We start from the raw sequence: 14,058 nt of genomic DNA on the forward strand, positions 1-14,058 counted from the left end.
GCCCGGCCTTTAAACTTAAAGTTTGAGGCCGGGCTTTTTAATTTATTACAGAAAATAAATTGTATCATAACCGAACAATAGTTGTTACGATAACGAACACACGAAGCGTTTCGTACGTATATTATATTATTGATTATTAACGATTTATGAATTTGGTATTGATTTTAGATATATCATGGTATCATGATAAAGAATTATATACTCATAGCATGGAGGAGCCTTACTAAAAACAAGGTATTCTCGTTCATAAATATGTTTGGTTTGGCTGTTGGCCTTGCCTGTTGTATGCTTATTACCGGCTACCTGTACCAGGAGCTTACCTACGATACTTATTCCAAAAATGCCAGGCAGCTTTACCGGGTAAACCTGGTTACCATTGGCAATGCCGGTAACGATAGTTACCCGATAGTAGATATTGCGGTAGGCGAGGGCATGAAAAATGCTTATCCTGAAATTGCATCGTTTACACGTTTATCAAACCTACCCCCATTGTTTGTTAAAACCGCCACACAGCAGTTTAAAGAAACCAATATTTCTATGGCAGATGCAAACTTTTTGCAGGTGTTTTCTATCCCTTTGTTAGAAGGTGATGCAAAAAACTGCCTTGCCGAACCAAATGCTATTGTACTAAATAAAGTGATGGCTAAGAAATATTTTGGTGACGCATCCGCTTTAGGCAAAATGCTGACCGTGGGCGATAAAAGTATGAAAGTTACCGGTGTACTTGATAAAGTGCCGGATAATTCGCATTTCCATGCAGACGGTTTTACCAGCATGATCACTTATACCGCCGGAAGACAGCAAACCTGGAGCAACCTGGGGTACTACACTTACCTGTTACTCAACAAAAATGCCGACCCTAAAAAGCTGGAAGCACAATTCCCGCAACTTGTTGCCAAATACGTGGTTCCCGAAATTCAGCGCGATATGGGTGTAAGCCTTGCTGAAGCACAGAAATCGGTCAATACATTCCTCTTCAATTTACAGCCAGTTACCGATATCCATCTGTACTCGCACACTAAATTTGAGCGCGAAGCAAACGGCGATATTAACTACATTTACATATTTGGCGTATTAGCCTTTTTTATCCTCGTCCTGGCTTGTATCAATTTTACCAACCTTTCTACAGCGGCATCTGCAAAACGCTCAAAAGAAGTAGGCATCCGTAAGGTGTTGGGTTCGTTGAAAAGTAGCCTGGTTAACCAGTTTTTAGCAGAGTCGATCATGCTCACCCTTATGGCAATGGTTTTTGCTTTGGTTATGGTTTACCTGTTGCTGCCGTACTTTAACGATGTTGCGGGCAAAAACACCACCATTCAGTTCTATTTAAATTATAAAGCTTTACTTATCGAATTGCTTATTGCCTTGATAGTTGGTGTAGCAGCTGGTATTTACCCGGCGTTCTTTATCTCATCATTTAAGATATTGAGTGTGCTAAAGGGCAATACCAATTCGCAAAACAGCAAAAGCGTGTTACGCAGCGGGCTCATCGTTTTCCAGTTTGCCATATCAACCATGTTCATCATCGGTACCATCATCGTTTACCAGCAGTTGCATTATATGCAAAACCAAAAGCTGGGTTACGATAAAGAACAGATATTGGTTATTAACGACACCTACACTTTAAAAAATAACCTGGAGCCATTTAAGAACCAACTGTTACAAAATAAGCAGGTGGTAAACGCCACTATATCCAGTGATGTACCCATACGCACAAGCGATGGCACACAGATCTACCTGAAATCAACCACTGCCGATGCGGCACACAGCGAGATCCACGCTGCAATATATCATATCGATGATAGCTATCTTCCAACCATGGGGATGAAAATGGCGGCGGGCCGTAATTTTTCGCCCGCGTCCCCCGGAGATTCATCAGCCGTAATTGTGAACGAAACAACCGTTAAGGAACTGGGCATAAAGGCCGACCCGATAGGCAAAACTATTGTAAGGTCGGGCCAGCATGAGTTTACTATAGTGGGGGTGGTTAAAGATTTCCATTACTCATCAGCCAAAGAAAAAATAGCCCCTTTGATGATGCTTTACGGCCACAGCAACGGCGCTGTGATGGTAAAAGTAAAAACCGCTGAGGTAGCTGGTTTACTATCAGACATCAAACAACAATGGGCCGATTATCATGCCGATAGTCCGTTTAGCTACACCTTCCTGGACGACCAGTTCGCGCAGCTTTACGTTAATGAGGCACGCACAGGTAAAATATTTACTTCATTTGCCATACTGGCGGTTGTCATAGCAAGTTTAGGGTTGTTTGGTTTATCTGCATTCAGTATCCGCCAAAGGGTAAAAGAGATCGGTATCCGTAAGGTACTGGGCGCATCTTCCGGCAGTATCACCGGGATGTTATCTGCACAGTTTTTGAAATTGGTTAGCTTGTCTATTATTATAGCGGTACCTATAACCTGGTACGCCATGCACAAATGGCTCCAGGAATTTGCTTACCGGGTAGAGATCCACTGGTGGGTGTTTGTAGTGGCAGGCGCACTTGCCCTAATGGTAGCATTTATAACGGTAAGCTTTCAATCGGTTAAGGCGGCATTGGCCAACCCGGTAAAAAGCTTGCGCAGCGAGTAGTGAATCAGAGACCAGTTAATTAGAGATTAGGCCTTAGTTGGCGGTTAATTGCTTATGCTATGAACTATCAACTATGATCTATGAACCTTAAATCATATATAATGTTTAGAAATTATTTAAAAACGGCTTACAGGAGCCTGAAAAAGAACAAGGGCTTCACCATTATCAACGTTTTGGGCCTTGCAATGGGTTTGTGTGTTTGCATGCTTATTGTTTTCTATGTGATAGATGAGTTGGGGTACGATAAGTTCAACACTAAAATAGACCGCATTTACCGCGTAAACAACGACATCAAATTTGGTGGCAGCGACCGTTCGTTCGCCCAAAGTCCTGCGCCATTGGCAGCTGCTTTTCTGGCCGATTTACCGGAAGTAGAAAAAACCGTGCGTTTGCGGATTCATGGCGATTACAAAATTCGCAAAGGCGACCAAAACGTACAGGAAGAAAACATTGTTTATGCCGACCCTGACTTGTTTAGTGTGTTTACCCTGCCTATGATCCAGGGCGACCCCAACACTGCCTTAAAATCGCCAAACAGCGTGGTAATTAACCAGACCATCGCCAAAAAATATTTTAACACCACCAACGCGGTTGGCAAAACCCTGGTGATGAACGATACGCTGAACTTTAAAGTAACAGGGGTTATCAAAGACATCCCAACGCAATCGCACTTCAGGTTTGGTATTTACTTGTCCATGATATCGTTGGAAGATAGTAAAACAGATAACTGGTTAAGCAATAATTACAATACATACGTATTGCTAAGACCGGGCGCAAACCCTAATACCTTAGAGGCGAAGTTCCCAAACATGGTGAGGAAGTATGTCGGCGCCCAGTTAGAGCCTGCTATCCGCATGAGTTACGATCAGTTTTTGAAAACGGGCAGTTATTTTAAAATGAACCTTACCCCATTAAATGATATCCACCTCAAATCAAACAGGATAGGCGAGTTGGGCAATAATAGCAACATTCAGTACGTGTATATCTTTTTGGCTGTAGCGATATTTATATTGCTGATAGCCTGCGTAAATTTCATGAACCTGAGCACCGCCCGTTCATCAAACCGTGCTAAGGAAGTTGGGGTACGCAAGGTGCTTGGCTCGCCACGAAAAATGCTCATCATGCAGTTTTTGTCAGAGTCTGTTATCGTAACCTTTATAGCCACGGTGATAGGTGTTGTTGCCGCGTGGGCATTGCTGCCATATTTTAACGATACATCGGGTAAAGAATTAGCTTTTACCGCACAAACTTTCATATGGTTGGTGCCGGTCTTGCTGGTTGGTGTGTTGGTTATAGGCGGGCTTGCAGGTTCATACCCCGCGTTTTTCTTATCGGCTTTCCAACCTATCGATGTATTAAAGGGCAAACTGGCATCGGGCTTTAAAGGCGGTTTTTTGCGCAGTTTCTTGGTGGTGTTCCAGTTTTCAATATCTATCTTTTTGATCATCGGTACCATGGTGATCTACAATCAGCTTAAGTACATCCAGAATAAAGACCTTGGCTACAATCGCGACCACGTGCTTATCATAAAAGGAACAGGTACTTTAAATGACCAAGCCAAAGTGTTAAAAGAAGAACTGAAACGTTTGCCGGGTGTTAAAAATGCTACACTAAGCGGTTTTATACCAACCGCTAATTACCGCAACAGCACCACTTTTTTTACCAGCCAGGCACGCGATGCCAAAACCGCTTTATCTACCCAGTTTTGGGGAGTGGATAACGATTATATCTCAACTATGAGGATGAAAATTGCTGCCGGCCGTAACTTTTCTAAAGAAATGTCTACCGATTCGGCTTCTGTAATGATCAATGAATCTGCCGCGCGACAACTTGGGTTTGCCAACCCAATAGGTAAAGAACTTTACCTGCCGATGGATCAAAAAGCATCAATACTAAAACAGGTGCATATAGTTGGCGTGGTTAAGGATTTTAATTTCAATTCGCTGCGCGAGAATGTTACCCCGTTGGTGTTTGAGCTTACAACCAATACAGACGCATTATCCGTACAGGTAAACACCGCGGATATTACAGGCCTTATCGCCCAAATAAAAAGCAAATGGCAGTCTGTGTCGCCAAATATGCCGTTCCAGTATTCATTTATGGACGAGGAATTTGACGCCACTTACCGCACTGAGCAGCGCATCGGGAAGATCTTCGTTTCGTTCACTACCATGGCAATAGTGATAGCCTGCCTTGGCCTATTTGGCCTGGCTGCTTACGCTGCAGAGCAGCGCACCAAAGAAATAGGCATCCGTAAGGTATTGGGCGCCAACGTATCTATCATAGTAGGTATGCTCTCTAAAGATTTTATAAAACTGGTGGTAATATCTATCCTGATAGCGTCGCCGCTTGCATGGTTTGCCATGCAGCAATGGCTATCGGGTTTTGCTTACCGCGATGGCATCAAATGGTGGATCATCGCATCGGCAGGGGCAGGGGCAATGGTTATCGCGTTTATTACCATCAGCTTCCAATCTATAAAAGCCGCGTTGGCTAACCCGGTAAAGAGTTTGAAAAGCGAGTAGGGAGACAAGATATCAGGAGTCAGGAATTAAGAAATAGAATCTGTTAAATCATATAATCATTTAATCTGCTGTTGATGATCAAAAATTATTTTAAAATCGCGTTTAGGGGCTTCAGGAAACACAAGTTGTTTACCCTGATCAACATTGTAGGCTTATCGATAGGCATCAGTGCCGCCCTAGTGATATACCTCATTGTCCATTTTGATTTTACATTCGATCAGTTCCATAAGGATAGCGACCGTATTTATCGGGTCACCACAGATTTTTCCTACTCCGGAGAAGTTGGCCATAATAGTGGTGTAACCATGGCACTACCACCCGCTTTAACAATTGAAGCTACGGGGATTGACCAAATTGCGCCCTTTTTTATATACGGTCAAACAGCAGTGATAATCCCAAAAGCGTCTGTCGCGGATAGTAAAATTAAAAAGCAGATAGGTGTTATTTTTGTTGAAGAGCATTACTTTAACCTCATCGATTATAAATGGCTTGTCGGATCGGCAAAAACAGCGCTTAAAGCGCCAAACCAGGTAGTGCTGACAACAAAACAGGCCAAAATCTATTTCCCTAAGTTTAAGTATGGCGAGATGATAGGCAGGGAAGTGATTTACGACGATTCCATAAAAACTACCGTTAGCGGTATTATAGAGCCTTTGAAACAACGTACCGATTTTAATTACCACGATTTTATATCGTACATAACCGGTACCACCAACCATTTCCTAAAAGATAATTTCCCCGTTACGCAATGGGGAAATACAAACTCGGCATCGCAATTATTTATAAAACTATCGCCAAAGGCATCGGCAGCGAAAGTAGAAAAGCAATTGAACGCGATGCTTACAAAACATAACCCACCAACGCCACAAAGCAAGGGCAACACACAGGGCTTTCATCTGCAACCGCTGCAAGACATCCACTTCGACCAGGTATATGGCGGCCTCGACGGAGAACGTACAGCCAATAAAACAACTTTATATGGCCTGCTGGTTATCGCCGCTTTTCTGTTAATATTAGGCTGTATCAACTTTATAAACCTTACCACCGCCCAGGCATCGCAACGCGCCAAAGAAATTGGCATCCGTAAAACCATGGGCAGTACACGCGGCCAGCTAATTTCTCAGTTTTTAAGCGAAACTTTCCTAATTACACTTTTCGCGGTTATTATATCTATAGGCCTTGCACCGATGATATTAAAGCTTTTTGCCGATTTTATACCAAAAGGAATAACCGTAAATTATCTTCATCAGCCCGACTTATTTGTTTTCCTTTTGGTGCTGGTAGTATTGGTTAGCTTACTGTCAGGTTTTTATCCTGCACTTATGTTGTCGGGATACAAGCCTGTCGACGTTTTGAAGAACCAGGTGCAGGCCGGCAGCAGATCGCGTACGGCGTGGTTGCGCAAATCGTTAACGGTTACGCAGTTTGTGATAGCGCAGTTCTTCATTATGGCAACCATCCTGGTAAGTAAGCAGATCTATTACGCGCTGCATAAAGATCTTGGCTTTAAAAAGGATGCCATTGTAAATATGTCTACCCCCTACAAGCAGGTAAATACCGATAAACAACAGGTATTTATGGATAAGATAAGCGCTATCCCGCAGATTGAACGGATAAGCATAGGCGGATCGCCACCATCATCCGGCAACACAAATTCTACCGAAGTAACTTATAAAGATGGCAAAAAGGAGATTAAAACAGACCTGCAGCTAAAATATGCCGACGAGAATTATCTTAAAGTTTACCAGATAAAGTTGCTGGCCGGGCGCAACTTAAAAGCATCAGACACAATCGGGGGCGGTGGTTTTGTTATCAATAACACCTATGCTAAAATATTGGGTTTCCGTAACCCCGGTGATGCCATTGGTAAACTGATAGATTACGGAGATAAGAAAGCGGAGATAATTGGCGTGACAGCCGATTTTTATCAACGCTCGTTACACTCGCCAATAAAGCCCCTTACGCTATTGATACCCAGCCACAATAAATGGAACAGCCGCACTTTTCACCTGGCCTTAAAGCCCGAAACTGCCGGTGGCAACGAATGGAAAAAAGCAATTGCCAGTGTAGAAAGGGCCTGGAAAGAAATTTACCCCGAGGATGACTTTGAGTATAATTTTTATGACGAAGACATAGCCAAGTTTTACACAGCCGAGCAGAATACCTCGAAACTACTAACGTGGGCAACCGGCTTATCTATCTTTATTAGCTGCCTGGGCTTGTTGGGCCTGGCTATATACACCACAACCCTGCGTACCAAGGAAATTGGCGTACGCAAGGTATTAGGGGCATCTGTAACGCAGATCGTAACCCTGTTATCAACCGAATTGATCTGGCTTATCGTTTTGGCCTTTGTACTGGTAACGCCGATAGCGTATTGGGCTATGCATAAATGGATGGAAAACTTTGCCGACCGTACCACCATCAGCTGGTGGATCTTCGCGCTGAGTGGGGCGGGGATGCTTACAGCCGCCTTGTTCACCCTAAGCCTCCAAACCGTAAAAGCGGCGGTAGCCAACCCGGTAAGGAGTTTAAGAAGCGAATAGGTTAGTTAGTGTTGCATTGCGCATAGTTTACTCACCCTGTCATTGCTTCGCACGACATGCCTCTCTGCTTCGCAAAGAAGGAATAATAGAAAATTCTTGCCCTCTTTCCGCTTGCGGAGAGAGGGTCGCGCGCGTAGCGTCGCGGGGTGAGTGAATTATACTGGCAGATGTTTAACATCGCAAAATTTAATTAACAGCGATGGGCTTACACCCGTCGCTTTTTTTATTTTTAAGGCCTCTCCTTTGAAGACGGTTTGGGTGTGGCTGTTAACTAATGTTAAAAATTATAATTTAACATTTAGAGTGTTGATATTGTGGTATTAAACAACCCTTACCATATGTTGAAAAATTACTTTAAAATAGCCTGGCGTAACCTGATCAGGAACAAAATATCGTCGTTTATCAATATTGGCGGGCTTGCAATTGGCATGGCTGTGAGTTTTATGCTGCTGCTATATGTTTACAATGAATACAGCGTTGATAAATTCAATGTTAATGGCGACAGGCTGTACCAGGTATTTAAAAATCAGCCAGGTAACGGCGAAATACAGACAAAGTGGTTTACGCCCCAGCTGCTTGCAGGTGTGCTTAGAAAAGATTACCCCGAAATAGCCAATGCTGCCCGCATAAACGAAGCAAAAGATATTACGATATTTTATAAAGACAAGGGTCTAAAATTTAATACGGTAGCGGTTGATCCGGACATACTCAATATGTTTAGTTTCGATTTTACGCAGGGAAACAAAAGCAGTGCCTTGACAGATCCAACCTCTATTGTGCTGATGGAATCAAGCGCTAAAGCGATATTTGGTAATAAAGACCCGGTAGGGCAGGTGGTGAAATTTGGCAACCAGTTCCCCATGAAGGTTAGCGCGGTTATCAAAGATAACCCCAACTCCAGTTTTACTTTTAAGGTTATTATCCCGTGGGATGCATTCCTTTCGCAACAGCCCTGGTTAAAAGGCGAAAACTGGGACAATTACGGTTATGCAACCTACGTACTATTGAAACCGGGTGCATCGGCCACGTCTGTCAATGTAAAGATAAAGAACCTCATAGGCGAGCACTTCCCGGCAGATAAACAGGTTAAATTATTTATTTACCCGTTTACCGACCTTCACCTTCGCGGCAATTTCAAAAACGGCGTAAACGTGGGTGGCAGTATAGATTATGCGCGCTTATTCTTTTTTCTGGCCATTGGCATCTTGTTAATAGCCTGTATAAATTTCATGAACCTGTCTACCGCCCGGTCAGAGCGGCGGGCAAGGGAAGTAGGGATCCGCAAAGCCATCGGCGCCCGCCGCATCACCCTGATACAGCAGTTTATGGGCGAATCGTTATTGATGGCATTTGTGGCGCTCGCTATTTCATTGATGTTGGTCATTATACTGATGCCGGTTTTTAAAAACATCATTGGCATACAGCTAAACATACCTTACAGCAACTTATGGGCATGGGTAGTTGCATTAACAGTAACCGTATTGACTGGTTTATTTGCAGGCAGCTATCCGGCGTTGTTTTTATCATCGTTTAACCCTGTTAAAGTATTAAAGGGGCATTTTGCCAATATTAACGCCACCGTTAAGCCTCGCCAGGTTTTGGTTGTTGTACAATTTACTTTTGCCACATGTTTAATTGTATCAAGTATTTTTGTGTACCGGCAAATCAATTATATCAAAGGTCTACCCATAGGCTATAACCGCAGCGGCCTTATCGAATTACCGGTAGACGGTGCCATGTACGATAAATTTGAAAGCTTTAGGCAAGATGCCATCAGCACCGGTGCAATTACTGATGCCGCCAGTATCTCAGAACCCATTACCACTTTAACCAGCGCCACATGGAAAAATAAATGGCCTGGCCAATTGCCGGGAGAGGATAAGATCCCGATAGATTGTATAGCGGTTACTTACCACATGCTGAACACCTACCAGATAAAGATTATACAAGGCCGCGATTTTGCTGCAGACCGCCCGTCAGACTCTACCGCAGTTGTTTTGAACGAGGCTGCTGTACACCTGATGCGTTTAAATGACCCGGTTGGGCAAAAAATAACCTGGATGAACGCCGAGCGCACTGTTATAGGTGTAGTTAAAAACTTTGTTTGGGGTTCGCCGTACGATGCTGTTAAACCTACCATTATTGGTTTTACAAAAGGATGGATAGGGAATATTGGCTTACGGCTTAACCCTGCAAATTCTGTATCAAAAAACCTGGGTCTGTTACAGGATATTTACCGTAAGTACAATCCCTATTACCCTTTCGACTATAAGTTTACCGACGAAAGCTTCGCTCAAAAATTTAAAAGCGAACAGCAATTGGGCACCATGGCGATAATGTTTACCTGCCTGGCTATAGTCATATCCTGCCTTGGCCTTTTTGGATTGGCCTCATTCTCGGCCGAGCGCCGCGGTAAGGAGATCAGTATCCGTAAAATACTGGGTGCAGGTACCGCCGGTTTATGGTTAAAACTATCACAGGAGTTTGTGAAACTGGTGCTGATATCCTTTGTGATAGGGGCGGCTATAAGTTGGTATAATATCAATCAATGGCTTAAATCATACACATACCATACAGGCTTTAATATCTGGGTTTTTGTGGCGACACTTTTTTTAAGCATAGCTTTATGCCTGGTTGCCGTAAGCTGGCAAGCCATCAAAGCAGCCTGGGTTAACCCGGTTAAAAACTTGCGGAGCGAATAATGCACTAAATAGTGATTCCTGTCCCGGAGATGGGATTTAAGGTTAGTATTTTAAGTCTTTTTAGACCAAAGTTGGTAAAAAAAATGGTGCTGTCTCGGGGTGTCCCACGGTGTACCGTTTTTTTAGAAATAGAACAAGGGTATAAAATATTATTAATAGCTGTAATATAGTTGTTTATATAAATATTATAAAGTATAACTTTAACATGAGTTGATTTTCTATATTTTGTATTTATTTGATTTACAGCGAATTGCGTTAGTGTCTCGCTTTTATAATACAAAAAGTGGGACAGTAGTTAATTCGGGTGATGAGATCTATGTAGCATCGCTCAAAATCATTAAATTCGCAGCATGAATTTTTCATCTAAGTTGCTGGAGGATGCTGTTTCCGAATTTGCAAAATTACCGGGCGTGGGCCAAAAAACCGCCTTGCGCTTAGTGTTGCATTTACTGAACAGGGATAAGGAAGAGGTGCATAAATTTAGTACAGCAATAAGCAAATTGCGTAACGAGATCCAGTTTTGCCAAACTTGCCACAACATATCTGATCAAAAGATCTGCGAGATCTGTACGTCCCACAAACGCGATCATACTTTGATATGCGTAGTAGAAGATACACGCGATGTGATGGCTATTGAAAATACTAACCAATACAACGGCGTCTATCATGTTTTGGGCGGATTAATCTCCCCTATGGATGGCATTGGGCCCGCAGATTTACAGGTAGATTCGCTTGTAGAAAGATTAAAGGATGGTATGGTTAAAGAAGTAATATTTGCCTTAAGCGCCACTATGGAGGGAGATACCACCATCTTTTACCTGCATAAACGATTAAAACAATTTGCAATAAATATCTCAACTATAGCCCGTGGCATAGCTTTTGGAGGTGAATTAGAGTACGTAGACGAGATTACGTTAGGACGGTCTATTGTAACCCGTGTGCCGTACGAAAATTCATTATCCCGATAGCTTATGAAACTTTCTATAGTTGTAGTTAATTACAATACCTGCTCTTTCTTAAAACAGGCCTTAGCTACTCTAATTAGGGCTTGTAAACATATTGATCATGAGGTGATTGTGATTGACAATGCATCGACAGACAAGTCAGTTACGATGGTACAAAATGAGTTTCCTGAAGTTAGCTTAATCCAAAATGAACGCCCTATGGGTATGGCAAAAGCCCGGAACCAAGGCATTGAAAAAGCATCAGGAGAGTATGTTTTATTGGTCAATGCGGATACAATAAGCGGCAAAAAAACTTTGGAGCATGCTGTTGAATTTATGGATGCCCATGCAGATGCCGGTGGTGTTGGCGTACGGATGCTTAGTCCCCGCGGCAAATTCCTTCCCGAATCGCGCGTTGGCTTTTCACGTGCCTGGGGTGGTTTGTTGAAACTTACCGGCCTTGCTAAATACTTCCCAAAATCGCGACTTTACAAAACCGATGATAACTGGGTAGCGGACGAAGAATTTGCTACTACCGAGGTAGATGTTATAAACGGTGCTTTCATGCTGTTACGCAGATCTGTATTAATTAAAATAGGCCTTCTGGACGAGCGTTTGGCAGCATTTGGGCATGATATAGACTTGTCGTTCCGCATCCGCCTGGCGGGATATAAAAACTATTACTTCCCCAAAACCTATATCCTAAACTTTAAAAATCAGCCAAACACAAAATTTGGCTGGGCTTACATCAAAAGTTTTTATGGCGCTATGATTATATTCGCCGCGAAGTATTTATTGCATATGCCGGAAATTAAAATACCTGGCATTCCGCAGATCTTCGCCCCGAAATATGAAATTGAAAGATAAGGTTGTAATTATCACCGGTGCTTCTTCAGGGATAGGCAAGGCGCTCGCTATCGAATTTGCCTTGCGTGGTGCAAATCTGGTTTTGGCCGCCCGCCAATACGTTACCCTATGCGGTATAGCGCAAGACCTGCAAGCCCAATACAATATCAAAGCCATAGCCGTACAATGCGATGTGACGGTTGAGGAAGATTGCGCCGCCCTTGTCAAACAAGCTAAACTAACCTTCGGGCATATCGATATCCTGATAAATAATGCGGGTATCTCCATGCGGGCCCTTTTCAAAGATGTAGACCTGCAGGTAATGAAAAGCTTGATGGACGTTAATTTTTGGGGAACGGTTTACTGTACAAAATATGCCCTGCCAGAGATAGTTAAGACACGTGGCAGCATAGTAGGGGTATCATCTATTGCCGGTTATAAAGGCCTGCCGGGCCGTGCCGGATATTCGGCATCCAAATATGCCATGAACGGCTTCCTGGATGCCCTGCGGGTAGAAAACCTGCGTACGGGCGTACACATAATGGTGGCCTGCCCGGGTTTTACCTCAACCAATATCCGTAATACAGCCCTTGATAAAAACGGAAAGCCACAGGGCGAAAGCACGCTTGAAGAAGATAAAATGATGCCGGCGGCAGAGGTTGCCCGCCTCATAGTCAACGGTATAGAAAACCGCGAACTTACTTTGATCATGACCTTTCAGGGAAAGCTAACGGTATTTTTAAGCAAGTTCCTTCCTGCCTTTTTGGATAAGCAGGTATTTAAAGTTTTCGCGAGAGAAAAGAATGCGTTGCTTAAATAGCTATCCGATCATTTCAAACTCACCAACCTTACTCATATCCAATTCTATCCGGCCTTCTTCGTCGCGGTTAAACATTGGTATAAATTTGGCGTTCCAAACCATATCCTGCGCGGTGTAAGAGGTACGTGAATGCACCGTTTGCGAAAAGGTGTCATCAAAAGCTTTTAGTAATACGGCAAAGGTTGCCTGGTAAGTTTCCATGTCTTCAAATGAAATATCTATTAGCGGGCTGTTGGCGTCAAGCGGGTGCACTACCGTCCAATTGAGCGTAAGCAGGCTCACATATTTACGTTCAAGTTCCAGCGGGAAAAAGCGGCGGATTGTTTTACCATCTACAAACTCGTTGTAGGAGAAGATAACTTCTACATCCAGGTCTATCAATACATTTTTACGGATGTTAGCCAGGCGGAACATCAACCCACGACCGTTCTCTTTATAGGGCGATACCAATAGATTTTCGCTATAAACTATTTTTGCCGATGGCTTCGAAAAACGCCCGTAAAGTAAACCCGTAGCTAAAGCAAATGCCAGCAAGCCTATCATAGATTCAAAGGCCGCCACGCTATTAGCTACCACACCCCGCGGACTGATGTGCCCGTAACCAACCGTAGATATGGTTTGTGCCGAAAAGAAAAACGCATCCAAAAAATGGCTGCCAAGGCTATTGCCGCTTGCACCGTCAAGGCTATCCATGCCTATCAACACATAAATCGAAGCGAAGATCAGGTTGGCTACTAAATAACCACTTAGTACCACCACCCAAAACTTACCCCAACTCATTTTGATAAGGGTGTGGTAATTGTCGGCGGTATTAAAGCGGGAGAGGCCACGTCGCTTTACATTTACAGATCCATCCTTATTAATCAGCGGTTGGTTCTTGATCACCGGTTGCGGGCCAAAGCCAAGATCATTTTCGGGATTTATCTGCTGGTTGTGTATGGCCATGGCTTTAATTAGTCATTTAGCGAATTGCTGATAGAAAATAAGGAGCTATCACTCGCTAATTTATTAAATCTATAATTCACTAATTGTTATCCGTAAAAATATCATAATGCTTGCTTTTAGTGAAAACAATTTCCATAT

8 protein-coding genes are annotated in these 14,058 nt (G+C 43.2%); 7 read left to right on the forward strand and 1 reads right to left on the reverse strand.

The features are described 5' to 3' along the window. Positions 1-183 precede the first annotated feature (183 nt). From ACVW0P_RS03675 to ACVW0P_RS03705, 7 genes are all read left to right on the forward strand, one after another. Positions 184-2,592 (forward strand): ABC transporter permease, encoded by a 2,409-nt coding sequence (locus tag ACVW0P_RS03675; protein ID WP_457130878.1) that lies wholly within the window; start codon positions 184-186, stop codon positions 2,590-2,592. A 101-nt stretch (positions 2,593-2,693) separates the two neighbouring features. Next, positions 2,694-5,117 (forward strand): ABC transporter permease, encoded by a 2,424-nt coding sequence (locus tag ACVW0P_RS03680; RefSeq protein ID WP_457130879.1) that lies wholly within the window; start codon positions 2,694-2,696, stop codon positions 5,115-5,117. 74 nt (positions 5,118-5,191) lie between these two features. After that, positions 5,192-7,663: an ABC transporter permease gene (locus tag ACVW0P_RS03685; protein WP_457130880.1), complete on the forward strand. Its 2,472-nt coding sequence runs from the start codon at positions 5,192-5,194 to the stop codon at positions 7,661-7,663. Between the two features lie 338 nt (positions 7,664-8,001). After that, entirely contained in the window at positions 8,002-10,365 is a 2,364-nt protein-coding gene (locus ACVW0P_RS03690) for an ABC transporter permease (protein ID WP_457130881.1), read from the forward strand. A gap of 350 nt (positions 10,366-10,715) precedes the next feature. Further along, positions 10,716-11,333 (forward strand): recombination mediator RecR, encoded by a 618-nt coding sequence (gene recR / locus ACVW0P_RS03695; RefSeq protein ID WP_457130882.1) that lies wholly within the window; start codon positions 10,716-10,718, stop codon positions 11,331-11,333. Positions 11,334-11,336: 3 nt separating this feature from the next. Beyond that, positions 11,337-12,176, forward strand: a complete 840-nt coding sequence (locus ACVW0P_RS03700; RefSeq protein WP_457130883.1) for a glycosyltransferase family 2 protein — start codon at positions 11,337-11,339, stop codon at positions 12,174-12,176. Continuing rightward, a complete protein-coding gene (locus ACVW0P_RS03705) occupies positions 12,160-12,975 on the forward strand; it encodes an SDR family oxidoreductase (protein ID WP_457130884.1) in 816 nt (271 codons plus the stop codon). The genes ACVW0P_RS03700 and ACVW0P_RS03705 overlap by 17 nt, the downstream gene beginning before the upstream one ends. On the opposite strand, the gene ACVW0P_RS03710 is transcribed toward ACVW0P_RS03705, so the two are convergent. Further along, entirely contained in the window at positions 12,976-13,920 is a 945-nt protein-coding gene (locus tag ACVW0P_RS03710) for an ion channel (RefSeq protein ID WP_457130885.1), read from the reverse strand. Positions 13,921-14,058 lie beyond the last annotated feature (138 nt).

The organism is Mucilaginibacter sp. UYNi724 (genome assembly GCF_054057495.1).

Coding starts and splice junctions, on each gene's coding strand:
- ACVW0P_RS03675 (WP_457130878.1), top strand. CDS start 184: ATGATAAAGAATTATATACTCATAGCATGGAGGAGCCTTACTAAAAAC.
- ACVW0P_RS03680 (WP_457130879.1), top strand. CDS start 2,694: ATGTTTAGAAATTATTTAAAAACGGCTTACAGGAGCCTGAAAAAGAAC.
- ACVW0P_RS03685 (WP_457130880.1), top strand. CDS start 5,192: ATGATCAAAAATTATTTTAAAATCGCGTTTAGGGGCTTCAGGAAACAC.
- ACVW0P_RS03690 (WP_457130881.1), top strand. CDS start 8,002: ATGTTGAAAAATTACTTTAAAATAGCCTGGCGTAACCTGATCAGGAAC.
- recR (WP_457130882.1), top strand. CDS start 10,716: ATGAATTTTTCATCTAAGTTGCTGGAGGATGCTGTTTCCGAATTTGCA.
- ACVW0P_RS03700 (WP_457130883.1), top strand. CDS start 11,337: ATGAAACTTTCTATAGTTGTAGTTAATTACAATACCTGCTCTTTCTTA.
- ACVW0P_RS03705 (WP_457130884.1), top strand. CDS start 12,160: ATGAAATTGAAAGATAAGGTTGTAATTATCACCGGTGCTTCTTCAGGG.
- ACVW0P_RS03710 (WP_457130885.1), bottom strand. CDS start 13,920: ATGGCCATACACAACCAGCAGATAAATCCCGAAAATGATCTTGGCTTT.